The following is a 24,981-nucleotide window of genomic DNA, read 5'->3' as shown; positions in this document are numbered from 1 at the left end:
CCGTTGCCGTTGCCGTTGCCGTTGCCGTTGCCGTTGCCGTTCGACGAGTCGGCGGCGTCATCCAGCTTGTCGGCTGCGCGCTCGACGACCTCGGCGATCCGGCTGCCGCCGGGGACGCGGTCGCGCAGCGCATCCGTGCCCTTGGCGATCCCGTCGTGCACCATCGGACTGCCCCACAGCTCGCGGGCTCGGGCGACCAGCCGGTCGTAAGCCTGACGGCCGCGCTTTGATCCGATGACGTAGCCGACGCCGATGCCGGCGATGAAGATCAGCTTGCTGCGCATGATGCCCGTCCTTCCGCGACCGAGTGTCGGCCGGTGATCCCACGCTACGAAGGGGGTGGCCCCGGGGGAGGGGGGTTGTCGCAGGCGCGCCTCGGGGGTAGACGCGCGAGGACGCGGAGCCCCGGCCGAGGCAGATAGCGCGCCGCCGCTGATCTTGCCCCGCGCGGCTGCCGACCGCGCGCTGAGAGCCCATCAGCCTCACCCGCCGACGGACGTACCGTGCACACGACCCGTCGGAACCGGCGGGCAGATCCACTGGGAAGGAATCGCCATGAGCCTCGGAGACAAGGCGAAGCACGCCGCCGAAGACGCCAAGGGACACGTCAAGGAGGGCGTCGGCGACGTCACCGATGACAAGAAGCTGCAGGCGGAGGGCAAGGCCGAGCAGGCCTCGGCGAGCGTGAAGCAGGCCGGCGACGACGTCAAGGACGCCGCGGGCCACTGATGACAGCCGTGGGAGGGCCGACTCGGCCCTCCCACGCCCCGCCGACGAGAGGTGCTGATGATGAGCGAGAGAGACGAACAGCGGGTATCCGGCGACGACGAACTCGCGTCGGTCGCCGACGAGGAGCAGACCGCTGCGGCCGAGCGCGACGACGACTCGGCGGATGCGGCTGCTGCCGATGATGCCGGTGAGGGCGCCGACGTGACCGCGGCCGCACCCACCCTCGACGACTCGGTCTCGTGAAGCGAGGCCGCGCCGGCGGTCGGGCCGACACGACCACCGGCGCGTCGCCGACCGAGCGAACCTGCGCGCGATGCGGTCGGCGGATGCCCTCCGGCGCCGCACCCGAAGCGCGCTGGTGCTCGGGCGCCTGCCGCCGCGCGAAGCTGACCTCGCTCGACCGGGAGCTCGAGTCTCGGCTGCGCGAGCGGCTCGCCACGCTGTCGGCGTCCGTGACCCTGTGTCCTTCGGAGATCGCCCGCCAGGTCGGCTCCGACGGAGACGGCCATGGCGACTGGCGAGAGCTGATGGAGCCGACCCGCCGCGCGGCTCGGCGTCTGGTGGCTGAGGGCGTCGCCGAGATCACCCAGCGCGGTGCGGTGGTCGATCCCTCGACCGCGCGAGGTCCGATCCGCATCCGCCCCGCGCGCTGAGAGCGCGCAGCCGACGACCGGACGCCCCGCCTACTTCACCCCGCGGATCGGCAGCACGGCGAGCCCGCCCAGCACTCCGCAGACGATCGCCGCGATGAACAGCGCCGTGTAGTTCTCGCCTCCGCCGCCGATGGCGAGCAGCGGGATGGCGAGCACCGGCACGAGCACCTGCGGCACCTGATACGAGAGCGAGACGATGCCGAGATCCTTGCCCGCCTCGGCGAAGGTGGGCAGCACCTCGGTCATCATCGCGATGTCGACCGACACGAACGCGCCCTGAGCTGCGCCGACGAGCGTGAGGGCGATCAGCAGCGTCGTCAGGTCGGGCGCGAACACCGCGACCGTGAGACCCGCGGCCGAGAGCAGCGCCGACACCCACACGATCGCCTTGCGGCGTCCGGTGCGGTCGGAGATCCAGCCGAACAGGATGGTCGTGAGGATGCTCGCCGCGGTGAAGCAGACGATGCCGGTCGCGAAGGTGCCCGACGCCTGCTCCTTGGGCACGCCCATCCGGTCGATGATGTAGAAGAGCAGGTAGGTCGTGACCGTGAAGATCGACATGGTGACGAGCAGCCGGCACGCCCACGCCCAGAAGAAGTCGCGGTAGCGCACCGGGTTCAGCCAGTAGGTCGAGAGCATGTCGCGCCAGCTCCACGGAGCGGGGCGATCGGTGCGCACGATGTCGTGCAGGCCGAAGAACAGCAGGCCGCTGAGCACGGCGCCGATCGCGCCCGGCACGACGAACCAGCTCCACTGCGCGTCGTTCGGCAGCACGGCGATCATCAGGGCGCCGATGATGAGGGCGAGCGCGTTCGCGGCGCTCGCCGCGGCCGAGACGCGGGCCCGGATGCGCATCGGGATCTGGTCGGCCAGCAGCGCGTGCACGGCGGCGTTGGTCGCTCCGAAGCCGGCCTGCACGATGGCCCATCCGACGATCACCTGCCAGAGAGTCGACGAGAACGCGAGCACGCCGACGCCGACGAGACCGGCGACCGCGCCGCCGAGGATCCACGGCCGGCGCATGCCGAGGCGCGACATCGTGCGGTCGCTCAGCCGCCCGAACAACGGGGTGATGACGATCACCACGCCCCCGCCGACGGCCGCGACGATCGACAGGTTGACGCCCTTGGTCGCGTCGTCGAGGAACGCGAACACCTTCGGGATCGAGCCGCCGCCGATGATGCTCAGCGCCAGGCTCAACCCGAACCAGGCGAGCACGAAGAAGGGCAGGAACACCTTCGGCTGGGGTGAGCCGGGGATCGCGTCGAGGCCGATGTCGCCGGGGGCGGCGGCGGGCGCCGCGGCGTCGCCGGCGGTTCCGTGGGCGCTGGCGGGGTCGAGCGGGTCGAGCATCGTGGGGGACATCGTCGTCTCCTGGTCGGTGTGATGGAACGCGGGGTGATGCGGCGCGGTTCGATGGGCGCAACGGGGAGAGATGCGACCGGCCGCGGGCCGCATCCCTGGGTGCTGAGTGCGCTCAGCGCACGCGGTACGCCGCGGCGAGCCGCTGCGAGTGCTCCCGCTGGAACTCGACGGCCGCGGGCGAGACGGCCGTCTGGCCGGGGCTGCCGTGCAGGTGCCCCGGGCCGAAGTAGAGGTCGACATCGACGCCCGCGGCGCCGAGGCGCTCGGCGTACTGCGTGCCCGAGTCGCGCAGCGGGTCGTACTCGGCGACGAGGATGAGGTGCGGCGGCAGTTCGGTCAGGTCGGCGACGTCGAGGGGCGCGATGTACCCGTCGGCCGGCCCGTCGGGTCCGGCATAGAGGTGGATGATCTGCTCCACCCCGTCGAGGCCGAATCCGGTCGCGAACTCGACGGCCGAGTCGCCGACCGGCGGCATCGCGGTCGGCGGCACTTCCAGCGTGACGTGCAGCAGCTCGACCCCGGCGTCGCGGGCGTGCAGCGCGGTGCTGGCCGCGATCGCGGCGCCGGCCGAGTTGCCGCCGATGCCGAGGCGTGAGGTGTCGACGCCGAGTCGGTCGGCGTCGGCGTCCAGCGCCTCGAGCGCGCCCAGCGCATCCTCGATCTGCGCTGGGTAGTGCGCCTCGGGCGCCAGCCGGTATTCGAGCGACACGATCTGCACGCCGCTGTCGAGGGCGCGGCGGGCGCTGAGCCGGTCGTTGAGCACTTCGTCGATCGTGCCCGCGAAGAAGCCGCCGCCGTGCAGCCAGAGCTGAGTCGGCATCGGTCCCTCGACTCCGGCGGGACGGTAGCGGCGCGCGGGCCGTCCCCCGAGCACGAGGTCGTCGAGCTCGACGCCGTCGGGGATCGGCAGCGTGCAGTCGACCGCGAGCAGGTCGGAGAGCTCGCGGGCCGCGACGCGCTGCACGGCCGGGTCGGCGCTGGCGAGGTCGGGCAGCGTCGGGGCGAGCTGCTCGATTCGGTCGATCCAGACGCGGATGCCGGGCTCGAAGTCGATGTCGGCGATGTTCACGGGCGGGCTCCGATCTGCGCGTACGCGACGGGGTCGTCGTGCAGGGTGCGCAAGGTGGCGACGATGTCGCGGTGCTGGTGGTCGGACATCGGCACCGCATGGCGGTAGCCGGCCGAGCCGTGGTTCTGGCCGATCATGCGGACGCACGACACCGGCACTCCCGCCTCGCTGAGCGCGCGGGCGTAGGCCTCGCCGTCGCCGCGCAGGGCGTCGAGCTCGGCCGTGTAGATGACCGCGGGCGGCAGCCCGGCGAACGATTCCGCGCGCAGCGGCGAGGCGTAGGGGTTGCGGCGCAGGGCGCGATCGCGGCCGAGGTACTGGGCGACGAGGGTGCGCGCGAGCTGCCAGAACACGAGCCTCGGGATGCCGGGCTGGCTCTTGAGGTGCGCGCCGGTCAGGTCGAGCAGCGGCACCTCGAGCAGCTGCAGTCGTACGGGCCGGTTCGCCCGGTCGCGGTTCATCAGCAGCGTCGCCGCGGCGAGGTTGCCGCCGGCCGATCCGCCGCCGATCGCGAGCCGCTCGGGGTCGCCGCCGAGCTCGCGGGCGTGCTCGGCGGCCCACTCGAAGACGGTCCAGCACTGCTCGGCCTGGGTCGGGAACTTCCGCTCCGGCGCGTGCGAGTACTCGCCGGCGACGACGATCACTCCGGCGTCGCGGGCCCGCTCGCGGAAGGACGCATCCCACCACACCCAGTCGATTCCGGCGATCTCGAAGCCGCCGCCGAAGAAGTAGACGAGGATCGGCAGCCCGGCCGCGCCCCGGGCGGTCGGGGCGGGGCGTTCGGTCGTCGGCCAGTAGACGCGGAGCCGCGCATCCGGATGCCCGGGCACGGCGAGCGTGTGCTCCTCGGTCGCGACGTCGACGGGGCCGATGCCGAGCTCGGCGCACATGATCGGATCGAAGGCCTCGGCGTTCGCGCGGCGCTCCTGCGCGGTCTTCCCCGGGGCGGGGGCTCGCGGCTTCAGCCGCTCGTCGACCGCGCGGGCGAAGGCGTCGAGCCGGGGCTTGGTGAACGACATCGGTGTCGCCTCCTCACTGATGGAGACAGCGTCGCCGCGGCGGTCGAGAACACGACTGTCGGCTCGTCGGCGCGCTGTCCCGAACATCCTGGGCGCATCGAAGAACTTCGATGAAGTACTTTTTCCGCATGTCGAAGGTGACGATCTACACGGTCGCCGAGCGCGCGGGCGTGAGCATCTCGACGGTGTCGCTCGCCATCAACGCGCCGCACCGGGTGAGCGAGCGCACGCGGGCACGCGTCGTGGCCGCGGCGGGCGCGCTCGGGTACCGCGCATCCGGGGCCGCTTCGCACGCGAACGCCGGCACGCGCATCGCCGTCGCGGCGCCGTTCAGCACCTACTCGAGCTACTTCCGCCGCTTCTCGGGCATGCTCGTGCGCGCCCGTCAGGCCTCCATCGAACTGATCGCCCACGACCTCGAGTCGGCGAACGAGGTCGACGCTCCGCTGCTCGATGCGCTCCCGGCCCGCCGGGGGATCGACGGGCTGATCGTGATGGGCGTGCCGCTTGGCAGCGCCGCCCTGCGCGCGAGTCGCGAGGCCGCCCTGCCGCTCGTGTTCATCGACATGCGCCGCGCCCGTCCGGTCGGTGACGACGTGCCGGTCGTGCTCGTCGACGACGAGCACGGCGGCCGCCTGATCGGCGCGCACCTGCGCGAGCGCGGTCACGAGCGCGTCGTGTTCCTCGGTGAGATCCAGCGCTCGGAGGACTACATCTCGGCCGGGATGCTGCGCCGACGCGGCCTGCTCGAGTCGGTGCAGGTGGTGGATGTGCGCTGTCCGCTCGGCATCGACCCGACCCCGGCGCTCGTCGAGGTGCTGTCGCGGCCGGATGCGCCGACCGCCGTCGTCGCGAACCACGACGAGATCGCGGCGCAGGCGTGGCGCGGGCTGGCGGCGACCGGCCGCTCGGTGCCCGATGACGTCGCGATCGTCGGCTACGACGACGGCCCGCTCGGCGCCGCACTCGGGCTCACGACCGTGCGGCAGCCGCTCGAGGAGTCGGGGGCCGCCGCGCTCGACCTGGTGCTCGGCGCGATCTCAGGCTCCGGCGCGGCCGTGCGCAAGGTCGAGCTGACGCCGACGCTGGTGGTGCGGACGAGCACGTGAGGCGGCACGCCGCGCGCCTGCGGGCATCAGGTTGACGTTGTCAACCCCAGCGCGTAGGTTGACAACGTCAACCTGGAGGTATCGATGACCACTGTCCTGATCACCGGCGGCCACTCGGGCATCGGGCTCGCCGCCGCCCGCGAGCTCGCTGGCGCCGGCGTCGACCTGGTGCTCGCCGGGCGGAGCCCCGAGCGCATGCAGCAGATCGCCGATGAGCTGACCGCTGACCACGGCGTCACGGTCGCGCTGCTGCGCCTCGACACGTCGTCACTCGCCTCGGTGCGTGAGGCCGCCGCCGAGGTGGGGCGCTGGCGCGAGGCCGGCGCGATCGCCGAGCTCGACGCCGTGCTGTGCAATGCGGGCGGGCGTCACGACGGTCCGATCGGCTACAGCACCGAGGGCTATGAGCTGACCTTCGCCACGAACCACCTCGGCAACGTGCTGCTCGTCGACCTGCTCCGGCCGCACCTCAGCGCGGCGGCCCGCGTCATCGTCACGGCGAGCGGTACGCACGACCCCGACTCGGTGGACGGTCGGCTGGTCGGCGCTGCCGTCGAACCGGATGCGACGGTGCTCGCGATGGTCGGCAAGAACAGCGCCGAGACGCTCAGCGCCGGCAAGCGCTACTCGACCTCGAAGATGTGCTCCGTGATGTTCATCTACGAGCTCGACCGGCGGCTGCGCGCCCAGGGGAGCGCGGTGCACGCGATCGCCTTCGATCCCGGCCAGGTGCCGGAGACGGGGTTCCTGCGCGACATGCCGCGGATCGTGCAGCGGATCGCGACGACCTCGCTGTTCGGCTGGATCTCCAAGCGCATCGGCGGCGTCGTCTCCGATGTTGCCTTCTCGGGCGGATCGCTCGCCCGGCTCGCGATCGATCCCGAGTTCGCCGACCGCACGGGCGAGTACTTCCAGGCGAACGACGGGGTGCTGTCGGCGGTGCGCTCGGCGACGCTGACCTACGACCGCCGCCGTGCGGCGAAGCTCTGGGACGACTCGATCGCGCTGATCGACCGGGCCGTTCCCGGCGCGATCGCCGCGGCGCGATGAGCACGGGCGCGGTGAGTGCGGGCGCGATGAGCACGGCCGCCGTGAGCACCGCCGACCGGCTCGTCGAGGCTGCGGCGCGACTGCTCGACGACGGGGGCCAGGCCGCCGTCACCCTGCGCGCTGTGGCGACGGCGACCGACCTGTCGCACAACGCGCCCTACAAGCACTTCGACGGGCGCGACGCCCTGCTCGCCGAGGTCGCGACCCGCGACCTCATCCACCTCGCCGAGCAGTGGCGCGGGGTACGCGCCGCTCCGGTAGCCGGTCGAGCACGGCTTCTCGACGCAGTGGACGTGATCGTCGCCTTCGCGCGCGACCACCCGGCGCGCTATCGGCTGGTCTTCGACTCTCCGGATCCCGCGCCGCGGCACGACGACCTCGACGCGGCGGCCGAGACCGCGCTCCAGGCGTTCATCGACATCGTCGTGGACTGCCAGGGCGACGGCTCGCTGCCGGCGTCGCCGAGCGACAACCTCGGCATCACCCTCTTCGCCACCGTGCACGGCCTGATCAGCGCGGATGCGAGCGGTCGCCTGCGCGCCCGGTCCGGCTGGGGTGACGTCCGCGCCGGGATGGAGTTCCTGCTCGGGCTGCTCGGCGACGGAGCGCGGAGCTAGGCGATGCGACGCCGTGGCAGGTCAGATCCCCGTGCCGCCCGCGGCGTTCACGACGCTGCCTGTGATCCAGCGCGCGTCCGGCGAGGCAAGGTACGCGATCACGTCCGCGATGTCGTCGGGCTCCCCGATTCGGCCCAGCGCGGCGCGGGCGGCCACCGCCGCCTCGGCCTCCGCGCGGCCGCCGCTGAGCGCGTTCCACGAGTCGGTGCGCACGGTGCCCGGGCGGATCGCGTTGACCGTGATGCCCCGAGGTCCCAGCTCCTTCGCGAGCGCGATGGTCACGTTCTCGATCGCGGCCTTGCTGGCGGCGTAGGCGATCATGGGCGGGGTCGCGAGCTGGGCGGCGAGGCTCGACACGGTGATGATGCGCGCACCGTCGCGCAGGCGGGACAGGCCCTCGCGGATCAGGAACAGCGGGGCGCGGACGTTGGCGGCGAAGGTGCGGTCGAACTCGTCCTCGTTCAGCGCCGCGAGCGGGGCGACGCCGCCGACCGCGGCGTTGGCGACCAGTACATCCACGTGGCCGCCGAGATCGTGGTCGCGGGCGGTCTCGGCGAACGCTGCCCAGGCGCGTTCGGCATCGCCGTGAGCGCCGAACTCCGCCCGGAACCCGAACGCCTGGCCCCCGACCTCGGCGGCCAGGCGCGTGGTCTCCTCAGCCGCGACGTGGTCGCTCGCGTAGGTGAACGCGACGCGGTAGCCGTCGGCGGCGAGGCGGCGCACCGCGGCGCGGCCGATCCCGCGGCTGCCGCCGGTCACCAGGGCGGTCATCTCTGTCGTGCTGGGGGACATCATCCATCTCACATTCTTGGTCGGTCGTCCAACAAACTCTAACCTGAACTTGAACGACCGATCTACAATCGGCGCATGGAGTCGACGACACGCAAGCGCGGCCGCCCGCCCCTGTTCGATCGCGACCACGCGCTCGCCGCGGCGACGCGGCTCTTCCGAGCGCAGGGCTACGAGGCCACGTCGATCGCTCAGCTGACAGCCGCGATGGGGCTGCGGGCCGGCAGTCTCTACGCTGCGTTCGGCGACAAGAAGACCCTCTTCGGCGAGGTCGTGGCCGTCTTCGAGTGCTCGCCCGTCGGCGGATTCGTGCACGCCGCGCTCGAGGACGAGCCGACGGCCCTCGGCGCCGCGACCCGGACCCTGCGCGATGCCGCCGCGCTGTTCACCTCTCCCGATACGGGCGAGCGCAGTCTGACGTACGAGTCCGGATCGGGCGCCGCGATCCGCGACGCCGAGGTCGCTCAGATGGTCCAGCAGCTTCGGCAGGCCGACGTCGACGCCATGAGCCGGCGCTTCGTCCGGGCGCGCGACGAGGGCGAGCTGCCCGCGGATGCCGATCCCGAGATGCTGGCCGGCTTCGTCGCGACGCTCCTCCACGGCCTCGCCGCCCGCGCCGCCGAGGGCGCGTCGACCGCCGAGCTGCTCGCGGTCGCCGACCTGGCCCTGGCGAGCTGGCCGGCGGGTTCCGCGCGCTGATCCTCAGGTGGTCAGGGAGCCGGCCGACTCCCGGATCGCCATGCCGACCGGCACCACAATGTGGCGCAGTGCCGCGTCCGGGGTGCCGATCGCCTCGGCGATCAGGTCGACCGCGGCGCGGGCGGTGTCGGCGAGCGGTGAGCGCACGGTCGTGAGAGGCGGGCTCAGGTAGCGCGCTCCGGGGATGTCGTCGTAGCCCACCACGGACAGGTCGTGCGGGATGCGCACCCCCATCGACTTCGCTGCGACGACGAGGCCGACGGCGATGATGTCGCTGGCCACGAACACCGCGGTGGGTCGACGCTCCGAGGCGAGGATCTGCGCGAGCGCCGTCGCGCCGTGCTCCTCGGTGAACGACCCGGCGCCGCGGAACTGCGCGGCCGGGTCGAGTCCGTGGCTGCGCAGCACGTCGCAGTAGGCCCGGTAGCGCTCCTGCGAGGTGCGCATCTCCATCGACCCGGTGACGAATCCGATGTCGCGGTGTCCCAGGCCGACGAGATGGCTGACGGCCTGGAATGCGCCCGAGTAGTCGTCTTGGAACACCGTGTGCGATTCGAGCGACAGCTCCTGCGGCTCGTCGACGACGACGAGCGGGAATCCTGTGCGGTGCGCGCGCTCGAGGGCGGGGTTGCGCACGGTCGTGCCCACGTAGAGCAGGCCGGCGAGCCCGAGCTGCTGGGCGAGGTCGACGTAGCGGCTCTCGTTCTGCGCGAGATACGCGGCCGAGAAGACGAGCGTCGACATCGACTGCTGGTCGGCGGCGGCGATCATCTCCTCGGCGAGCACCGCGAAGTAGGGGTTGGTCAGCTCCGGGACGATGATCGCCACGACGGGACGCTGCGGCTTGGCGGCCCGACGCGCGCGCGGCTTGTGCACGTACCCGGTCTGCTGCACGGCCGCGTCGATGCGCTCGCGGGTCGTTCCGCTGAGGGTGAGGGTGCCGTTGAGGTAGCGCGACACGGTCGAGGGCGAGACCGAGGCGATCTCGGCGACCTGCTGGATGCTCACATCGTCCCTCTCGCGCCGGGACGCCGGCGTCGCTGCTCTCTGACTCCGTCACTGTACTCAGCGCAGCGGGCTGACGCAATAACATTGTGTTGCGTAAATCTACGAACAAATGTGTTGACGTTGCGCAAGCCCGATGTCAGCATCATCGCCATGACCGATGTCTCCGCCGAACGGCAGCCCGTTGCGATCGCGCAGCGACCGACCATCCCCGAGTCCGAGTTCGCCGCCCGCCTCCAGCGCGTGCAGCGTCTCGCCGAGTCGCTCGAGCTCGACGCGATCGTCGTCTACGGCGACGACCGCGCCACGATGGGCGCCGGCCACGTGCGCTGGCTGATCGACTACTTCCCGCACTTTGAGCCCATCGCGGTGCTGGTCGCGCCCGGTGTCGATCCGATCGCCGTCACCGGTCCCGAGTCGGACTCGTACATCGAGTCGACGTCGCGCCTGCGCGGCGCGATCGCGGTGACCGAGGAGTTCGTGCACCCCGACGAGGAGTACCCCTTCACCACGGTCGAGCCGCTGGCTTCGGTGCTCGACCGGCTCCTTCCGAGCACGGTCGGCGCTGCGCGCCGGGTCGGCCTCGCCGGCTCGGAGATGATCTCGCCGCGCCTGCTCGACGGGCTGCGTCAGCAGGCGACGATCGTCCCGGTCGATCAGCAGTACGGCGCGCTGCGCGCCCGCAAGTCGCCCGCCGAGCTCGCGGTGATCCGCTACGCCTACGAGATCGCGCAGGAGGGCGTGCTCGCCGCCGTGCGGGCGATCTCCTCCGGCGAGGTCAGCGAGCGCGACGTCGGCGCCGAGATCGACTACGCGCTGCGCCGCTGGGGCGCCGAGGGCAGTGGGATCGACACGATCGTCGCCGCCGGCCCCGAGCACACCTACCCGATCCTGCACCGCACGAGCACACGGATGATCCGCCCCGGCGACGCCGTCATCCTCACCGTCGCCCCTCGTTACGAGGGCTACCACGGCGCGATCGGCCGCACCGTGCATGTCGGCGACGTCGACACCCGCCTGCGGGACGCCCGCGAGGTCGCGATCGCCGCCCAGCGGCACACCGCCGAGCTGCTCGTCGCGGGAGCCCACGCACCGGATGTCGACCGCGCCGCCCGCGGGGTCGTGCGCGACGCCGGATACGGCGACTACTTCCTCTACACGGGCATCCACAGCATCGGCGTCATGGAGTTCGAGCCGCCGATCCTCGCCAGTTTCGACACCACGACCGTCGAGGAGGACATGGTCTTCTCCGTCGACATCCCGATGTTCCACACGCCCTGGGGCGGGCTGCGTGCCGAGAACGGCTACCACGTCGCCCCGGGCGGGGCCGTGCCGCTGCAGACGGTCGCCGACGCGATCGACATCGCCTGACCGCGGCGCCCCCGCCCGACGACACCGGAGACACGACATGACCGACACCGCCGCCCACTTCGCCGCCGACCCTGCTCAGGGCACCCCGCGCTGGCCGCGCGTTCGCCGCGACGACGCCGCGCTCGAGGCCACCGACCGGCTGCTCGCCGCGCTGCCTAAGGTCGAGCTGCACACCCACCTGGCCGGCAACGTGCCCGAGTGGCTGTTCGCCGAGACCGCACGGCGCTACGGCATCCCGCTCGACCACCCCGAACAGCCCTACAGCTTCGTCGCCGGCATGGTCGGGTTCCTCAAGCTCTTCGACCAGGTGGCCGACACCTTCCGCACGCCCGACGATCTCTACCGCGCCAGCTACGAGTCGCTCGTGGCGGAACGGCAGAGCAGCCGGCTGCGCTACCGCGAGGTGCACTACAGCCCGACGATCAACCCGCACGTCGGCTACGCGGATGCGGTCACGGCGATCGGCGAGGGCATCGAGGCGGCGCGCCGCGATCACGGCGTCGACGGCCGGATCGTCGTCGCGATCTACCGCAACCAGGGGCCCGAGGTCGCCGAGCGGCTCGTCGAGGAGATGATCGCGCATCCGACCGCGCACGTCGTCGGGCTCGGCATGGAGGCCGACGAGACGGTCGGCCCCACGCCGCTGTTCCATCGCGCCTACCTGCGCGCCCGCGACGCCGGCATCCGCGTCACCGCGCACGTCGGCGAGCGGGGCGACGTGGGTGAGGTGCTCTATGCGGTCGACGAGCTGAAGGTCGACCGGCTCGATCACGCCTATGCGCTCGCCTTCGACCCGGGCGCGGCCGCGCACGTCGCCGATCGCGGGCTGCACCTCGCTTCCGCCTGGGCCTCGGCCAAGGTGCACTTCCCCCGCGGGATCGACAACCCGCTCCGCACGCTCATCGACTCGCCGCTCGACATCTCCATCTCGAGTGACGACCCCGGCATCAACCGCGTCACGCTCGACTCGGAGCTGCGCGAAGCCGCGGTCGAGCTCGAGCTGCCGGACGACTACCTCACCCACCAGAACTCCGCGCAACTCGACGCGGCCTGGATCGACGACGCGACCCGCGCCGAGATCCGCGCCGAGATCGACGCCGCGCTGTCCGCCCTCGAACCCGAGAACCAGGAGCAGCAATGACCAACACAGCACGCGCGATGACGCGAGTGGCCGGCGTCATCGGCCTCGCCCTCGCCGCCTCCCTCGCCCTCACCGCCTGCTCGACCGACGATGCGGGGGAGGGACCCGACAAGCTCACCCTGCAGACCTCGTGGCTGCCGTCGGTGCAGTTCAGCGGCAGCTACATCGCCGACGACGCCGGGTACTACGAGGATGAGGACCTCGACGTCTCCATCCTGCCCGGCGGCCCCGACGTCGCCAACGATGCCGTCGTCGCCGCCGGAAACGCCGACATCGGACTCACCAACGCCGACAACGTCGCCCGGGCGAACGCGGAGGGCGCCGATCTCGTGATCGTGGCGGCCGGCTTCCAGAAGCAGCCCTTCGCGATCCTGTCGGCGCCCGACGACCCGCTGAACAAGCCGAAGGACCTGATCGGCAAGCGGATCGGGGTTCCGTCGGCCGACACGGCTCTGCTCGACACCTTCCTCGAGCTCAACGACATCGACAAGAGCGACGTCACGGTCGTTCCGGTCGGCTTCGACGTCGCCCCGCTGGTCTCGGGCGAGGTCGACGGTCTCGTCGCCTTCTACACCGAACAGCCGACGGCGTACACGGCGGCGACCGGCGAGAAGGGCGTCACCATGCTCGTCGGCGACTACGGCCTCGACGTCTACGCCCAGGTCTATGTCGTGCGGCGCGAGACGCTCGACGACCCCGACGCCCGCGACCGGATCACGCGCTTCCTCAAGGCCGAGAAGAAGGGCTGGGGCGATGTCGTGGACGACGTGCAGCACGCGGTCGACCTCACGGTGGAGACGTACGCGAAGGACGGCGGCCTCTCGGCCGAGCAGCAGCTCGCCCAGGCCACGCTGCAGCTCGACCTGCTCACCTCGCCCGACACCGAGAAGCACGGCCTGTTCTGGATCTCGGACGACGGGATCAAGCGCAACATCGCCACGATCACGGCCCTCGGCATCTCCGGCGCCGACGCGTCGATGTTCGACACCTCGATCCTCGAGAGCCTCGCCGACACGAAGTGACGCGGCGCGCGGTCGACCCGGCCGCCGCCTCGTCCACCACCAGGAAGGGACCACGATGGTCACCTCGGGCATCACCCTCAGCAATCTGACGAAGGTCTTCACCTCCGGCTCCCGCGACGTGCTCGCCCTCGACGACGTGTCGCTCGACCTGCCGCGCGGATCGTTCACCGCGCTGCTCGGGCCGTCGGGATGCGGCAAGTCGACGATCCTGCGCATCCTCGCCGACCTCGAGGAGCAGACCTCGGGCACCGCCACGATCCATGACGAACGCCCGCGCCGGATCCGGCAGGAACACCGTCTCGGCCTCGCCATGCAGGACCCCTCGCTGCTGCCGTGGCGCAGCGTGCGCGACAACATCCGCCTGCCCGGCCAGGTCATGAAGGTGCCGATCTCGTCGGAGCGGGTCGACCATCTCATCCGGCTCGTGGGGCTCGAGGGATTCGAGAAAGCCCGGCCGTCGCAGCTCTCGGGAGGGATGCGGCAGCGCGTCGCCATCGCCCGCGCGATCGTCGCCGACCCGGAGGTGCTGCTGCTCGACGAGCCCTTCGGCGCCCTCGACGAGATCACCCGTCAGCGCATGAACGAGGAGCTGCAGCTGGCCTGGACCGAGTCGGGATCGACGGCCGTGCTCGTCACCCACTCGGTGTCGGAGGCGGCGTTCCTCGCCGATCGCGTCGTCGTCATGTCGCCGCGACCGGGGCGGATCGTGGGGGAGGTGCAGATCGATTTCGCGCGACCGCGGGGGCCCGAGCTGCTCAGCTCGCCCGAGTTCCACGCCGTCTGCGATCAGCTGAGCGGCATGCTGCATGGCGGCATCCAGTCGGCGGATGCCGCGCGGACCGCGAAGGCCGTCCGATGAGGTCGGCCACGCTGACCGAGTCGCTGGCGCTCAGCGAGACGAGCCGGATCATCGACGACGAGCGCCGCCGGGTGCGGTTGCGAGCCCGGCGCACATCGCTGCGGCGGGCGGCCGTGTTGGTCGTGATCGTCGTCGCGCTGCTCGTCGTCTGGCAGCTCGCCGCCGACCTGGCACTCACCCGCCTGGGCGTCGCGGCGTCGCCGCTCTCGATCGTGCGCAGCATCGTCGACGATGCCGGGCTGTACCTCAACGCGACGGCCGTCACCGGATGGGTCGCCGTGCGCGGCTGGGTCATCGGCAACGCGGTCGCGATCCTGGTCGCGGTGCTGTTCGTGCAGATCCCGGCGCTCGAGTCGCTGTTCCTGCGGCTGGCTCTCGTGCTGTTCTGCCTGCCGCTGGTCGCCGTGAACCCGATCCTGCAGCTCACCTTCCCGGCCGACACCGCCCGGGTGGTGCTCACGGCGCTGTCGGTGTTCTTCACGACGCTCGTCGGAGCGATTCTCGGTCTCCGGTCGGCGGACGGCGGCCCGCTCACGATGGTGCGCGCCTGGGGTGGATCCGGCGTCGCCGGGCTGCGTTTCGTGCGACTGCCTTCGTCGATCCCCGCCGTGATGACAGGCCTGCAGGTCGGTGCGGCGGCCGCCGTGCTCGGGGCGATCTTCGGCGAGTTCATCGGAGCCACGCGCGGCATCGGCGTGCTGCTGATCAACGGGCTCATGGGTCTGCAGCTGGATCGCATCTGGTCGATCGCCGTCATCGCCACGATCATGGCCGCCGTGCCCTACGCGCTGTTCGGCTACCTGCGTGATCGGCTCGCGCCGTGGGGTGCATCCATCTCCACCGCGGCGCCGGCCGCGGGTCGACGCGCGTCGCGAGGTGCGACCCGTGTGCTGCGTCCCCTCGCCTGGGCCGCGGGCTCGGTCGTCATCGTGCTCGCGGCGTGGTGGGCGTACCTGGCTGCATTCGACGTCTCGTCGTTCGTCGGCAAGTCGCCGACGGATGTGCTCGCCTACCTGACCAGCGTCGACGACGCCGGCGAGAACCGCGCGGCTATTGCCGGGGCGCTCGGCACGACCCTGCTGCACGGCGGCATCGGCTACATCGCCGGCCTCACGGTCGGGGTCACCGCGGCCGTGCTCTTTGTCCAGTTCCCGGTCGTGGAGCGGATCGTCACGCCGGTCGCGGTCGCCTTCCGCACCGTGCCGATCATCGTCATCATCCCGGTGCTGATCCTCGCGCTCGGTCGCGGCCTCGGCGCGGTCGTCGCGATCACGGCGATCGTGACCTTCTTCCCGACGCTCGCCAACACGCAGAGCGGGCTCGCGCGGGTGCCGATCGACGGCATCAACCTGATGCGCAGCTACGACGCGTCGCGGTGGACGACCCTGTGGCGGCTGCAGCTGCCGTACACGCTGCCCGCGATCTTCGCCTCGGCGCGCATCGCCGTGCCGTCGGCGCTGCTCGCCGCGACGCTGGCCGAATGGCTGGCAACCGGCGACGGCCTCGGACACTACATCGTCGGCTCGCGGGCGGAGTCCGACTACGCGGGCCTCTGGGCCGGCGCGGCCGTGCTGACCGTCGTCTCGCTCATCGCCTACAGCGTCGTCTCGCTCGTCGAGCGGCGCGTGCTGTCGACCTACAGTCCCACCCATGTCTCCTGATCCCATGGGTGCGGCGGCTGCGTCACGGCCCCGGCACGGGTCGTGACGCAGGTCGCTGTCGAGGCGGTCGGATGGGCGGGGTCGCTGCTGCTGATCGTCTCGCTCGTGCAGACCCGCATCGTGCGGCTGCGCTGGATCAATCTGTTCGCGTGCGGTCTGCTTCTCGCCTACAACCTGTGGCTGCCGTCGTGGCCGATGGTGGCGATGAACGCCGCGCTGGTGGTGATCAATGTCGTGAACCTCGTGCGGCTGCGTCGAGCAGGGCGTTCGGTGGCAGCGGAGTCGGCGTCGACCGCCGCTCCGACGAGCCCGGTCTGATCAGCCTCTGATCCGGCGTGCGGGCTGGTGGCCGCACGCCCTCTCCCGCTGCGCGTCGGTGGTCGCGGAGCGGGACGGTCCTGCCCCGGTGTCTCTCGCCGGGGCAGGGCGCACCTCTAGGCCGGATCCCGGACCAGGGCCTTGTGCTTCCAGCGGCAGCTGTCGTCGCGCACCCGATGGTCGGCTCGTCGACCGCACGCCCCTGCCCGTTCAACCCTCGATCCGCGCCGCCAGTCCGTCGAGCACGATCTCGAGCTGGAGCGCGAAGCGCGGGCCGGCGTCGCCGACGCGCGCGTGTCCCGCGGCGGCCGTCGCCGGGGCGTCGTCGCCGAGGGCGGCATCCCGTGCCTCGATCGAATAGCGGTCGGGCCCCGACTGCGCGCGCTCCTGCTCTTCGATGACGAAGCCGACGACGAAGGCGGTCACGAGCTCGCCGGCGGTCGCGACCATCTCGATGGGGATGCCCGACGCCTCCGTCCAGCTGCGGATCCAGGGCTCCTGCGCCTTGAGGATCTCGGGGTCGGTGATGCGCGTGCCGCTGAAGGCGCGGGCGCCGTCGCGATGGGCGAGGTACTCGGCGCGCAGCACGTTCGCGTAGGTCGTCAGCCCCTCGCGCCAACCGAGGTCGCCGCGCCCGCGCAGCCTGGTGACGACGCGGCGTTCGATCTCGGTGCCCATCTCGTCGAGCAGGGTCTGCTTGTCGCGGATGTGCCAGTAGAGCGCCGGTGCGCGCACCCCGAGCCGCTCGGCGACGGCGCGCACCGTCACGCCCTCGATGCCGGCCTCGTCGAGCCGGTCGAGGGCCGCCTGCACGATCGCCGCCTTGGTGATGCCCTTCGCCACGCTTGACAGCTTAACTATGTTAAGCGACGATCGGCCCATCAATTGAACTTAGTTAAGGAGCTGATCATGCGTGCTGTCACCATCCCCGAAGCGGGCGCGGCGCCCGTCGCCGCCGACTTCGCCGAGCCGCCGACGGATGCCACCCTGACGCCCTACGAGCTCGTCGCGGCGGGCGTGCACCCGGTCGTGAAGTCGCGGGCGTCCGGTGCGCACTACAGCGCCGGCGACGTGTACCCGATGGTGCCGGGGGTGGATGCGGTCGCTTGCGACGCCGACGGGCGCCTCGTCTACACGGGCTGGGTGCCCGAGCCGTGGGGCACCATGGCCGAACGGCTCAGCGCTCCCTTCGGCGCTCCGCTTCCGGAGGGAGCCGACCCGCTGGCCGTCGCCGCCGGGATGAACCCCGCGATGTCGGGGTGGCTGCCGCTCGCCGCCCGCGCGGAGGAGGTCGGCGCGCTCGGCACGGTGCTCGTGCTCGGCGCGACCGGCATGGCGGGCGGGCTCGCGGTGCAGGCCGCACGGGCACTCGGCGCGGAGCGGGTCGTCGCGGCCGGGCGTTCGGTCGCCGCGCTCGATCGGCTGGCCGCGGAGGGCGCGGTGGTGGCGTCGCTCGCGGGCGTCGACGACGACCGCGCCGCCGTCGCGGACGTCCTGGCCGCCGCCCTCGACGGTCACGCGCCGTCGATCGTGCTCGACTTCCTCTGGGGCCCCGTCGCCGAGGCCGCATTCGCGGCGCTCGGCCGGTCGCGCGGGTCCGACGAGAGAGCCGACATCGCCTACGTGCAGATCGGCTCGATGGCCGGACCCGACGCATCCGTGCCGGCGGCCCTGCTGCGCTCGCGGCGTCTGCGCCTCGCGGGCAGCGGGCTCGGCTCCATCCGTCGCGAGCGGCTGATCGCGACGCTGCCGCACGTGATGCAGGCGATCGCCGACGGCGCACTGACGCCGCAGGCGGTGCCGTTCGGCTTCGAGGATGCCGCGGCCGCGTGGGCGTACACGGGCCCGGGTCGTGCGGTTCTGGTGCCCGCCGCGTGATCCTCGAACTGCTCGAGGCGACGGGCCGGCTGCAGGAGCTCGGCGCGCTCGTCTATGTCGTGTACACGATCGTTCAGGAGCTGCGCTGGCGGCCCGTCGAGACGACGATCGAGTGGCGGCTGCCCGGCATCATCGGGCTGATCGGGATCGTCAGCCTGCTCAACACGGGCCTGCTGCCGCCCAGCGGCGTCGACCTCGCACTGCTCGCGGTCGCGGTCGTCGCCGCGGTCGGCTCGGGCGGGGCGGCGGGGATGCTCACCCGGCTGCGCCCGTTGACGGAGACGACCCGCGCGAAGCTGGAAGAGCGGCGGGCGCGCCGCGGACGCGGGGCGCGGGCGGGCATCCCCGAGCAGGAAGGCCGCACCGGATGGGTCGGCGCGGCCCTCTGGATCGTCACCCTGAGCGCCCGCTACGGCATCGAGCTGCTGGGCGAGCACCTGGATGCGCGGATCGCCGAGACCACCGGCCTCGCCCTGCTGGTGGTCGCGCTGTACGAGCTCGGGCGGTCGGGCGCGATCGCCTGGCGGGCCGGGCGCCGGGAGTCGCAGCCAGCGTCGTGACACCCGCCGCCGCCGCCGCGCTGAGCCCGCGTCAGGCGTCCTCGGCGATCGGCGGCTGACCGGAGCGCACGCGGAACCACATGCTCAGCTCGCGTGCCGCCCGGGCGACGACCCTGCCACCGGCGGCGTCGTCGAGGTCGGTGAAGGTGTCGCGGAATCCCGCGGGCGGCGCCTCGTCCGCTCCGGCGCTGCGCTGGTAGCCCATCGACCAGTCCGCGAACTGCCGTGTCGGGATGCGCTCGTCGAGCAGCACGCGCACATCACCGTGCCGCTCATCGGCGCGGATGCGCTCGAGCAGTGCGCGCACCTCGTGCTCGGCGCCCTCGAGCACCTGGACGAAGCGGCCGCGGCGGTAGAGCAGCATCCCGGTGATGCCCGATCGCTCGTTGGCCGCGCGGCTCGCTGCGAGCAGCTCGGCGAGCGCATCGTCGTCGAAGGGCGCCGCGGCCGTGCTCGTGTAGAGCGCCGTGAAGACGTCGCCGCTCACGAGGCGCCCTCGGTGGGCCGGGCGCACTCGAGCGCCTCGACAGCACGGGTGGCCGAGTGGAGGTCGGCGAAGTCGCCCACTGTCTGCGAGCGTAGGTCGTGCGCGCGGTAGGAGCCGTCGGACTGGCGCTCGACGTAGCCGAGGAAATCGCCGCCGCGGCTGCCGACGTGGAAGCCGGGCTCCACGCGCGACCAGATGACTCCGCTCGAGCGGAGCGGGAGAGGGAGCTGTGACACGCGCTCCTCCTTCGAGTTCGGGGCGCGCTCAGTATGCGGCGGACGAGAGGGGGCGGCCGTCCGCGCGGAGTCCCCTCCCAGCGAAGACGCGGCGCCGATCCACCCGGCCCGTCATCGTGAGCGCGCCGCTACCGGGTATCGGGGCTAGCCTGCGCACGTGTCCGAGTCTCCGAACGTCACCCTGAGGGCCGCCACGGAGGCGGACCTCGACATGCTCTTCGCCATCTCGAGCGACCTGCCCACCTGGGAGGAGCGCAACCCGCACTCGCCGGCCCCGGTCACGCGTGCCGCGTGGGATGCGCGGGGCACGCTCGCCATGAACGCGGATGCCGAGGAGTCGCTGCACTTCGTGATCGACGTCGACGGCGAGGGCGTCGGCAGCATCTCGCTGTTCGACGTCGACCGCCTGGCACGGCACGCCGAGGTCGGCATCTCGCTGGCGCCCGGATTCCGGGGACGCGGCATCGGCACGACGGCGATCGGGTTGTTCATCGAGTTCGCCTTCGAGCGGCGCAACCTGCGCCGCCTCCACCTGCAGGCGATCGCCTCGAACGCGGGCGCGATCCGCGCCTACGAGAAGGCCGGATTCGTGCTCGAAGGGCGACGCCGCGAGCACGCTTGGGTACGCGGGCACTACGAGGACATCGTCGTGATGGGGCTGCTGCGCGAGGAGTGGCGCGCGGCGCGCCGGCACGAGAGCGGGGAGTGAGCGGATGACGGGCGTGACGTCAGCGACGCCGAGCGAGCCGGTCAGCACGCGCATCTCGACCGGGGCGCTCGCGGGCACACGGCAGGGCGGCGTCGACCGCTACCTCGGCATCCCCTACGCGGCGGCGCCGGTCGGCGAGCTGCGCTGGCGGGAGCCGGCGCCCGCGCCGGCATGGGACGGCGTGCGGCGCGCGACCGAGTACGGGCCCACCGCGCCGCAGACCGACTACTCGCCGGCGATCGCCGAGATCCTCGCGAACGAGATCATCCCCGGCGACGAGTACCTCAACGTGAACGTGTGGGCGCCGTCCGGCGCGACGGATGCGCCCGTCATGGTGTGGGTGCACGGCGGCTCGTACGTGCACGGCTCGAACGCCCTCGACGGCTACGACGGCACCGCGTTCGCCCGCGACGGCGTCGTGCTGGTGAGCGTGAACTACCGGCTCGGGCCGGAGGGCTTCTCGGTGCTCGAGGATGCCCCGCTGAATCTCGGCCTCGCCGACCTCGCGGCGGCGCTGCGCTGGGTGCGGGCCGAGATCGGGGCCTTCGGCGGCGACCCCGCTCGGGTGACCGTGTTCGGGGAGTCGGCGGGCGGTGTCGCGATCAGCGCCCTGATCGCGGCGCCGAATGCGCGCGACCTCTTCGACCGGGCGATCGTGCAGAGCGGGATGCTGAGCGGCCAGACGCCCGAGTCGGCGGGCCGGATCACGCGGGCGGTCGCGAAGAAGCTCGACGTGCCCGCGACGCGCGCCGGCTTCGCCTCGGTCCCGCTCGAGAAGCTCCTCGCGGCCGATGAGCAGGTGCGCGCCGGGTCGAGCCCGATCAACGGCGGACCCGGCTACGCGAACGCGATCGGGGGAGACCTCGTGCCCGCCGCGCCGGGGCCGGCCGCGCTCGCCGGAGCAGGCGACGACATCCCCGTGCTCATCGGCTGGAACGACGAGGAGCACCGGCTGTGGGCGCACCCAGCGACCTCGCCGATCTCGGCGCTGCTGTTCGCGGCCGTGCGGCTGCGGTTCCGCATCGGGCGCGCCGTCGTCGCCGCCTACCGTCGCGCGCGCCCCGGCATCGGCCGCACCGACCTGTTCGGCCAGCTCGCGATCGACCTCACGGCCCGCCTCCCCTGGTATCGGGTGGCGGATGCGCGCGCGGCCCGCGAGGCCGCGCCCACCTGGGTCTACGAGTTCGGATGGCGCACCAGCGTGCGCGACCTCGGAGCGACGCATGTGCTCGAGATCGGCTTCGTCTTCGACCGGCTGCGCTCGCCCGACTGGACGCGCTTCGCCGGACCCGACGCGCCGCAGGCGCTCGCCGACGAGATGCACGCCGCCTGGGTGCGCTTCGCGACGACCGGCGACCCGGGCTGGCCCGCGTGGGATGCGCGGCATCCGACCCGGGTGTTCGGCACGCCGTCGCGCCTGGTCGAGGGTCCGCGCGATGCGCAGCTCGCGAGCTGGGGCGACCGCGAGCTCGGCTGACATGCGGCTGCACGAGCGTGATCGCGTTGCCGTGGAGGTCCCCGGCGGTGCCGGCGGCGACGGTGCTGAGGGTCTCGTCGAGCGGGTATGTCCTGGGTGGCGAACGGGGAGCGTCGCGAAGACCGTGAGCGCTGCGGGTCGACCAGGCCCGACGGGCTAGCCCTCGTCGCGCAGGCCGGCGGCGCGATTCGCGGCGGTCAGCTCGAGCGACCTCGCCTGCAGGAACGCGGTGAGCGCCGAGACCATGATCAGCTCCGCCGACAGGGCAGCCAGCTGGGATGCGCTGAACTCCCGCATCTTCTCGGACTCATCCAGCGTGGTCGTCCACTCGTGGCTGTCGACCTCGCGCGGCTGGATGAAGATCGACGTGTCGATCGACTGCAGACGCACCGAGACCAGCCCGGAGTTCTCACCCCCGGCGATGTCGTGCGGCAGCACGCTGATCGTTCCGCGGGCGTCGTAGCCGAGACCGAGGAACTCGGTCACCCAGCGCTGGATCGTCGACTCGGCGCGATACGGCATCGCGGGCCCCCTTCGAGGAGTCCGCGGCCGACCTCCCGGAACGGAGGCGACGGGGAGCATCCGCTCTCACGGGTGAGTCTGGTGCATCGCGTGCCGGGCCGTCGTGACGCACCGCCGCCGCACAGGATGGCGCCGACACGTGGCTCGGCGTCGCTGCAGCGGCAGGTGCGGCATCTCGCGCCGCGTCAGCCGCTGTCGCGAACCCCCGCGCCACGATTCTCGGCGGTCAGCTCGAGAGACTTGGCCTGCAGGAACGCGGTCAGCGCCGAGACCATGACGAGTTCAGCCGAGAGGGCCGCCAGCTGCGCGGCGGTGAACTCGCGCATCTTCTCCTCCTCGTCGAGCGTCGTCACCCAGTCGTAGCTGCCCACTTCGCGCGGCTGGATGAAGATCGACGTGTCGATCGACTCGAGTCGCACGGCGACGAGTCCGGCGTTGTCGCCGTCGACCGGGTCCTGCGGGAGCACGCGCACCAGTCCGCGCGAGTCGTAGCCGAGATCGAGGAACTCGGCGACCCAGCGCTGGATCGTCTCTTCGGCGCGGTACGGCATTCGGTGCCCTCCTGTGCGAGGTCGGCAGTCAGCCATTCAGCATACGAAGATCCTGCGAGCGTCGGCGACCGTTGACCTCGATCCCCGCGCCTGCTAAAGGTTGCGGGCCTGCCCGCGTGCGGCGACCACCGCATCCACGACCACCCCGGCGAGCACCAGCGCGAGCCCGAGCCAGCCGAGCGGCGCGAGGCGCTCGCCGACCGCGACGACGCCGAGCAGGGTCGCCACGAAGGGCTCGAGCAGGGTGATCGTGGTGGCGCGCGAGCTCGCGACGGTGCGGAGCCCGCGGCCGAAGAGCAGGTAGGCGGCGAACATGGGCCCGAGTGCGAGGTAGGCGACGACGAGCAGGGCCGGCGGCTGGCCGAGCAGCGCGTGCAGCGGCGAGTCGGCGACCGCCGACGGGGTATCGCTGAACAGGAGGGGTGCGCCGGTCGCGAGCAGCACCGGCACGAGCAGCAGACCGCCGACGCCGAACTGCACGCCGACGACCATCGACGAGCGGCGGCCGGTGCGGATGAGGCGGGCGGCCGTGCAGGTGTACGTCGCGTAGGCGAGGCCCGCGACGAGCCCGAGCAGCACGCCGAGACCCGTCGAGGAGCCGGCGGCGGATCCTCCGGTGACGGCGCCCGCGCGTCCGGCCCCCGAGGTGTCGTGACCGAACAGGGCGAGCAGCACGATGCCGACGACCGCGACGCCGGCGGCGATCATCCACGTCCTCGTCAGCGGCGACCGGTGCCCGCGTGGCGCGATCCACCTCTCGAGCACGGCTGCGAACACGGGAGCGCTGCCGAGCGCCACGACGTTGCCGACCGCGACGCCGGCGAGCGACATCGCGCTGTAGAAGGCGAGCGGATAGGCGACGACCGCGAGCGCGCCGAGTGCGATCCACGGCCGCGCGGCGCGCTCGCGCAACAAGCGGATGCCGCCGCGCCCGGTGAGCGCCCCGAGCAGCAGCCCGCCGATCGCCATGGTCGCGGCCCCGGTTGCGAGCGGATTCACGTCACGCGGCAGGAGCGTCGCGGCGGTGCCGGTCGTGCCCCACAGCAGAGCCGCGAGCACGATGCCGATCACGGGCTCAACCTAGCGAAGCGGCCCGCGTCTTCTCGCCGGCGATCGACGACTCGTCGTCGGCGATCGGCGCCACCATGCCGGCCGCGTACGGCGTCATCCCCTCGGTGCGCGCCCACGACGCCAGCAGCCGCAGCCGTTCGGCCGACGGCGAGCCCGGCTCGGCCGAGTAGATCATCATGATCGTCCCCGGCTCGGCGGTGATCGCGAGCTCCTCGTAGGCCAGGGTCAGCTCGCCGACGACCGGATGCGTGAAGCGCTTCATCCCCGCCCCGTGCTGCCGCACATCGTGGCGGCCCCAGAGCGTGCGGAAGACCTCGCTGCGCGTCGACAGCTCGCCCACCAGATCCTGGAAGCCGCGATCGTGCGGGTCGCGGGCCGCCTCGGCGCGCATGACCGCGACGCACATGTCGGCGAAGCGATCCCACTCGGGGTAGAAGTCGCGGGATGCCGGGTCGAGGAACTGGAAGCGCGCCAGGTTCGGCGTGCGCCCGCCGTCCCCGATGACCGGCGCGTAGAAGGCGCGGCCGAGCAGGTTCGTCGCGACGACGTCGTGCCGGGAGTTGCGCACGAAGGCGATGCCGTCGGTCACCGCGTCGAGCGCCCAGGCGAGCGCGGGGCGCGGTGCGGTCGGGGCCGTGGGGCGACGCCGGGTGCGACCGGAGGTGGGGATGCCGTCCTGCGCCCGCGCGAGATCGAGCAGGTGGGCGCGCTCGGTGTCGTCGAGGCGCAGGGCCGTGCCGATCGCATCCAGCACCGACGCCGAGGCGCCGCCGATGTCGCCGCGCTCGAGCTTGGCGTAGTACTCGGCGCTGAGTCCGGCGAGGGCGGCCACCTCGCTGCGGCGCAGGCCCGCGACCCGGCGGGTGCCGCCGCCGACGAGCCCGACCTGCTCGGGCGCGAGGCGCGCGCGGCGCGTCATGAGGAACTCGCGCACGTCGGCTCTCGTGTCCATGGGGGCACTCTAGGCACTCGCGGGGTGCTCTCGTCGGCGCGAGGGGTGCCCTGTCGGTACAC

29 protein-coding genes and 1 pseudogene are annotated in these 24,981 nt (G+C 72.3%); 17 read left to right on the top strand and 13 right to left on the bottom strand.

Going from position 1 to position 24,981, the window contains the following annotated elements; translation table 11 throughout:
• Positions 1-284 (bottom strand): annotated as a pseudogene (locus FJ657_RS01985) (hypothetical protein); the annotation flags it as partial.
• A 271-nt stretch (positions 285-555) separates the two neighbouring features.
• On the opposite strand from FJ657_RS01985, the gene FJ657_RS01980 reads away from it, so the two are divergent.
• The 3 genes from FJ657_RS01980 (at position 556) to FJ657_RS01970 (ending at position 1,382) form a co-directional block, all read left to right on the top strand.
• Positions 556-729, top strand: coding sequence for a CsbD family protein (locus FJ657_RS01980; protein WP_141162002.1), 174 nt, complete (start codon positions 556-558; stop codon positions 727-729).
• A gap of 60 nt (positions 730-789) precedes the next feature.
• A complete protein-coding gene (locus FJ657_RS01975; protein ID WP_141162001.1) occupies positions 790-972 on the top strand; it encodes a hypothetical protein in 183 nt (60 codons plus the stop codon).
• An 83-nt stretch (positions 973-1,055) separates the two neighbouring features.
• Entirely contained in the window at positions 1,056-1,382 is a 327-nt protein-coding gene (locus FJ657_RS01970) for a DUF3253 domain-containing protein (RefSeq protein WP_141162000.1), read from the top strand.
• Positions 1,383-1,412: 30 nt separating this feature from the next.
• Here FJ657_RS01970 and FJ657_RS01965 read toward each other — a convergent pair whose 3' ends face one another.
• The 3 genes from FJ657_RS01965 to FJ657_RS01955 form a co-directional block, all read right to left on the bottom strand.
• The gene (locus tag FJ657_RS01965) at positions 1,413-2,747 is read right to left on the bottom strand and encodes an MFS transporter (RefSeq protein ID WP_141161999.1); all 1,335 of its coding nucleotides are present in this window, start codon (positions 2,745-2,747) and stop codon (positions 1,413-1,415) included.
• A gap of 112 nt (positions 2,748-2,859) precedes the next feature.
• Positions 2,860-3,816 carry an alpha/beta hydrolase fold domain-containing protein gene (locus tag FJ657_RS01960; RefSeq protein ID WP_141161998.1) on the bottom strand — a complete coding sequence of 319 codons (957 nt, stop codon included), beginning with the start codon at positions 3,814-3,816 and terminating at the stop codon, positions 2,860-2,862.
• Positions 3,813-4,835, bottom strand: a complete 1,023-nt coding sequence (locus FJ657_RS01955; RefSeq protein ID WP_255447081.1) for an alpha/beta hydrolase — start codon at positions 4,833-4,835, stop codon at positions 3,813-3,815. The genes FJ657_RS01960 and FJ657_RS01955 overlap by 4 nt, the downstream gene beginning before the upstream one ends.
• Positions 4,836-4,945: 110 nt before the next feature.
• On the opposite strand from FJ657_RS01955, the gene FJ657_RS01950 reads away from it, so the two are divergent.
• The 3 genes from FJ657_RS01950 to FJ657_RS01940 all read left to right on the top strand — a co-directional run bounded on the left by FJ657_RS01950 (position 4,946) and on the right by FJ657_RS01940 (position 7,611).
• Positions 4,946-5,944, top strand: a complete 999-nt coding sequence (locus FJ657_RS01950) for a LacI family DNA-binding transcriptional regulator (protein WP_255447080.1) — start codon at positions 4,946-4,948, stop codon at positions 5,942-5,944.
• 84 nt (positions 5,945-6,028) lie between these two features.
• Positions 6,029-6,994: an SDR family NAD(P)-dependent oxidoreductase gene (locus FJ657_RS01945; protein WP_141161997.1), complete on the top strand. Its 966-nt coding sequence runs from the start codon at positions 6,029-6,031 to the stop codon at positions 6,992-6,994.
• A 41-nt stretch (positions 6,995-7,035) separates the two neighbouring features.
• Positions 7,036-7,611 (top strand): TetR/AcrR family transcriptional regulator, encoded by a 576-nt coding sequence (locus FJ657_RS01940; protein ID WP_181408829.1) that lies wholly within the window; start codon positions 7,036-7,038, stop codon positions 7,609-7,611.
• A gap of 21 nt (positions 7,612-7,632) precedes the next feature.
• On the opposite strand, the gene FJ657_RS01935 is transcribed toward FJ657_RS01940, so the two are convergent.
• Complete coding sequence (locus FJ657_RS01935) at positions 7,633-8,382, bottom strand: SDR family NAD(P)-dependent oxidoreductase (protein WP_255447078.1); 750 nt, start codon at positions 8,380-8,382, stop codon at positions 7,633-7,635.
• A gap of 96 nt (positions 8,383-8,478) precedes the next feature.
• Here FJ657_RS01935 and FJ657_RS01930 point away from each other — a divergent pair, with 96 nt between their 5' ends.
• Positions 8,479-9,099 carry a TetR/AcrR family transcriptional regulator gene (locus tag FJ657_RS01930; RefSeq protein WP_141161994.1) on the top strand — a complete coding sequence of 207 codons (621 nt, stop codon included), beginning with the start codon at positions 8,479-8,481 and terminating at the stop codon, positions 9,097-9,099.
• Positions 9,100-9,102: 3 nt separating this feature from the next.
• Here FJ657_RS01930 and FJ657_RS01925 read toward each other — a convergent pair whose 3' ends face one another.
• Positions 9,103-10,107, bottom strand: coding sequence for a LacI family DNA-binding transcriptional regulator (locus FJ657_RS01925; protein WP_141161993.1), 1,005 nt, complete (start codon positions 10,105-10,107; stop codon positions 9,103-9,105).
• 150 nt (positions 10,108-10,257) lie between these two features.
• Here FJ657_RS01925 and FJ657_RS01920 point away from each other — a divergent pair, with 150 nt between their 5' ends.
• The 6 genes from FJ657_RS01920 to FJ657_RS01895 are packed head-to-tail and all read left to right on the top strand — an operon-like array spanning position 10,258 to position 16,476.
• A complete protein-coding gene (locus FJ657_RS01920) occupies positions 10,258-11,475 on the top strand; it encodes a M24 family metallopeptidase (RefSeq protein WP_141161992.1) in 1,218 nt (405 codons plus the stop codon).
• Between the two features lie 37 nt (positions 11,476-11,512).
• Entirely contained in the window at positions 11,513-12,616 is a 1,104-nt protein-coding gene (locus FJ657_RS01915) for an adenosine deaminase family protein (RefSeq protein ID WP_141161991.1), read from the top strand.
• Positions 12,613-13,638: an ABC transporter substrate-binding protein gene (locus FJ657_RS01910; protein ID WP_141161990.1), complete on the top strand. Its 1,026-nt coding sequence runs from the start codon at positions 12,613-12,615 to the stop codon at positions 13,636-13,638. Before FJ657_RS01915 ends, FJ657_RS01910 begins: the two co-directional genes overlap by 4 nt.
• A 55-nt stretch (positions 13,639-13,693) precedes the next feature.
• Positions 13,694-14,497, top strand: a complete 804-nt coding sequence (locus tag FJ657_RS01905; protein ID WP_141161989.1) for an ABC transporter ATP-binding protein — start codon at positions 13,694-13,696, stop codon at positions 14,495-14,497.
• Positions 14,494-16,158, top strand: coding sequence for an ABC transporter permease (locus tag FJ657_RS01900; protein WP_141161988.1), 1,665 nt, complete (start codon positions 14,494-14,496; stop codon positions 16,156-16,158). Before FJ657_RS01905 ends, FJ657_RS01900 begins: the two co-directional genes overlap by 4 nt.
• 42 nt (positions 16,159-16,200) lie before the next feature.
• On the top strand, positions 16,201-16,476 hold the full coding sequence (locus tag FJ657_RS01895; protein WP_141161987.1) for a YgjV family protein: 276 nt from the start codon (positions 16,201-16,203) through the stop codon (positions 16,474-16,476).
• Between the two features lie 210 nt (positions 16,477-16,686).
• On the opposite strand, the gene FJ657_RS01890 is transcribed toward FJ657_RS01895, so the two are convergent.
• A complete protein-coding gene (locus tag FJ657_RS01890; RefSeq protein WP_219995842.1) occupies positions 16,687-17,319 on the bottom strand; it encodes a TetR/AcrR family transcriptional regulator C-terminal domain-containing protein in 633 nt (210 codons plus the stop codon).
• A gap of 66 nt (positions 17,320-17,385) precedes the next feature.
• Between FJ657_RS01890 and FJ657_RS01885 the strand changes: the two genes are divergently transcribed.
• Positions 17,386-18,354 carry a zinc-binding alcohol dehydrogenase family protein gene (locus FJ657_RS01885; protein ID WP_181408828.1) on the top strand — a complete coding sequence of 323 codons (969 nt, stop codon included), beginning with the start codon at positions 17,386-17,388 and terminating at the stop codon, positions 18,352-18,354.
• On the top strand, positions 18,351-18,914 hold the full coding sequence (locus FJ657_RS01880; protein WP_141161985.1) for a hypothetical protein: 564 nt from the start codon (positions 18,351-18,353) through the stop codon (positions 18,912-18,914). The genes FJ657_RS01885 and FJ657_RS01880 overlap by 4 nt, the downstream gene beginning before the upstream one ends.
• A 31-nt stretch (positions 18,915-18,945) precedes the next feature.
• Here FJ657_RS01880 and FJ657_RS01875 read toward each other — a convergent pair whose 3' ends face one another.
• Positions 18,946-19,401, bottom strand: coding sequence for a BLUF domain-containing protein (locus FJ657_RS01875; RefSeq protein WP_141161984.1), 456 nt, complete (start codon positions 19,399-19,401; stop codon positions 18,946-18,948).
• A complete protein-coding gene (locus FJ657_RS01870) occupies positions 19,398-19,637 on the bottom strand; it encodes a hypothetical protein (RefSeq protein ID WP_141161983.1) in 240 nt (79 codons plus the stop codon). Before FJ657_RS01870 ends, FJ657_RS01875 begins: the two co-directional genes overlap by 4 nt.
• A gap of 157 nt (positions 19,638-19,794) precedes the next feature.
• Here FJ657_RS01870 and FJ657_RS01865 point away from each other — a divergent pair, with 157 nt between their 5' ends.
• Positions 19,795-20,346: a GNAT family N-acetyltransferase gene (locus FJ657_RS01865; protein WP_141161982.1), complete on the top strand. Its 552-nt coding sequence runs from the start codon at positions 19,795-19,797 to the stop codon at positions 20,344-20,346.
• A gap of 13 nt (positions 20,347-20,359) precedes the next feature.
• On the top strand, positions 20,360-21,823 hold the full coding sequence (locus FJ657_RS01860) for a carboxylesterase/lipase family protein (protein ID WP_255447077.1): 1,464 nt from the start codon (positions 20,360-20,362) through the stop codon (positions 21,821-21,823).
• Between the two features lie 156 nt (positions 21,824-21,979).
• Here FJ657_RS01860 and FJ657_RS01855 read toward each other — a convergent pair whose 3' ends face one another.
• The 4 genes from FJ657_RS01855 to FJ657_RS01840 form a co-directional block, all read right to left on the bottom strand.
• Entirely contained in the window at positions 21,980-22,345 is a 366-nt protein-coding gene (locus FJ657_RS01855; RefSeq protein WP_141161980.1) for a hypothetical protein, read from the bottom strand.
• A gap of 185 nt (positions 22,346-22,530) precedes the next feature.
• Complete coding sequence (locus FJ657_RS01850) at positions 22,531-22,896, bottom strand: hypothetical protein (protein ID WP_141161979.1); 366 nt, start codon at positions 22,894-22,896, stop codon at positions 22,531-22,533.
• A gap of 93 nt (positions 22,897-22,989) precedes the next feature.
• The gene (locus FJ657_RS01845) at positions 22,990-23,967 is read right to left on the bottom strand and encodes a DMT family transporter (protein ID WP_141161978.1); all 978 of its coding nucleotides are present in this window, start codon (positions 23,965-23,967) and stop codon (positions 22,990-22,992) included.
• 4 nt (positions 23,968-23,971) lie between these two features.
• Positions 23,972-24,919 (bottom strand): helix-turn-helix transcriptional regulator, encoded by a 948-nt coding sequence (locus FJ657_RS01840; RefSeq protein WP_141161977.1) that lies wholly within the window; start codon positions 24,917-24,919, stop codon positions 23,972-23,974.
• Between the last annotated feature and the right edge of the window lie 62 nt (positions 24,920-24,981).

It is taken from the genome of Schumannella soli, from assembly GCF_006517435.1.
GTDB lineage: Bacteria > Actinomycetota > Actinomycetes > Actinomycetales > Microbacteriaceae > Schumannella > Schumannella soli.
The sequence above is the reverse complement of the archived record's forward strand: the minus strand, read 5'-3'. Positions and strand labels throughout refer to the sequence as shown.

Excerpts from the sequence above, each read along its gene's own strand:
- FJ657_RS01915 (WP_141161991.1), top strand. The coding sequence starts at position 11,513 with ATGACCGACACCGCCGCCCACTTCGCCGCCGACCCTGCTCAGGGCACC.
- FJ657_RS01975 (WP_141162001.1), top strand. The coding sequence starts at position 790 with ATGAGCGAGAGAGACGAACAGCGGGTATCCGGCGACGACGAACTCGCG.
- FJ657_RS01905 (WP_141161989.1), top strand. The coding sequence starts at position 13,694 with ATGGTCACCTCGGGCATCACCCTCAGCAATCTGACGAAGGTCTTCACC.
- FJ657_RS01945 (WP_141161997.1), top strand. The coding sequence starts at position 6,029 with ATGACCACTGTCCTGATCACCGGCGGCCACTCGGGCATCGGGCTCGCC.
- FJ657_RS01950 (WP_255447080.1), top strand. The coding sequence starts at position 4,946 with ATGAAGTACTTTTTCCGCATGTCGAAGGTGACGATCTACACGGTCGCC.
- FJ657_RS01920 (WP_141161992.1), top strand. The coding sequence starts at position 10,258 with ATGACCGATGTCTCCGCCGAACGGCAGCCCGTTGCGATCGCGCAGCGA.
- FJ657_RS01935 (WP_255447078.1), bottom strand. The coding sequence starts at position 8,382 with ATGACCGCCCTGGTGACCGGCGGCAGCCGCGGGATCGGCCGCGCCGCG.
- FJ657_RS01840 (WP_141161977.1), bottom strand. The coding sequence starts at position 24,919 with ATGGACACGAGAGCCGACGTGCGCGAGTTCCTCATGACGCGCCGCGCG.
- FJ657_RS01980 (WP_141162002.1), top strand. The coding sequence starts at position 556 with ATGAGCCTCGGAGACAAGGCGAAGCACGCCGCCGAAGACGCCAAGGGA.
- FJ657_RS01855 (WP_141161980.1), bottom strand. The coding sequence starts at position 22,345 with ATGCCGTATCGCGCCGAGTCGACGATCCAGCGCTGGGTGACCGAGTTC.
- FJ657_RS01955 (WP_255447081.1), bottom strand. The coding sequence starts at position 4,835 with ATGTCGTTCACCAAGCCCCGGCTCGACGCCTTCGCCCGCGCGGTCGAC.
- FJ657_RS01885 (WP_181408828.1), top strand. The coding sequence starts at position 17,386 with ATGCGTGCTGTCACCATCCCCGAAGCGGGCGCGGCGCCCGTCGCCGCC.
- FJ657_RS01850 (WP_141161979.1), bottom strand. The coding sequence starts at position 22,896 with ATGCCGTACCGCGCCGAAGAGACGATCCAGCGCTGGGTCGCCGAGTTC.
- FJ657_RS01910 (WP_141161990.1), top strand. The coding sequence starts at position 12,613 with ATGACCAACACAGCACGCGCGATGACGCGAGTGGCCGGCGTCATCGGC.
- FJ657_RS01970 (WP_141162000.1), top strand. The coding sequence starts at position 1,056 with ATGCCCTCCGGCGCCGCACCCGAAGCGCGCTGGTGCTCGGGCGCCTGC.
- FJ657_RS01965 (WP_141161999.1), bottom strand. The coding sequence starts at position 2,747 with ATGTCCCCCACGATGCTCGACCCGCTCGACCCCGCCAGCGCCCACGGA.
- FJ657_RS01900 (WP_141161988.1), top strand. The coding sequence starts at position 14,494 with ATGAGGTCGGCCACGCTGACCGAGTCGCTGGCGCTCAGCGAGACGAGC.
- FJ657_RS01930 (WP_141161994.1), top strand. The coding sequence starts at position 8,479 with ATGGAGTCGACGACACGCAAGCGCGGCCGCCCGCCCCTGTTCGATCGC.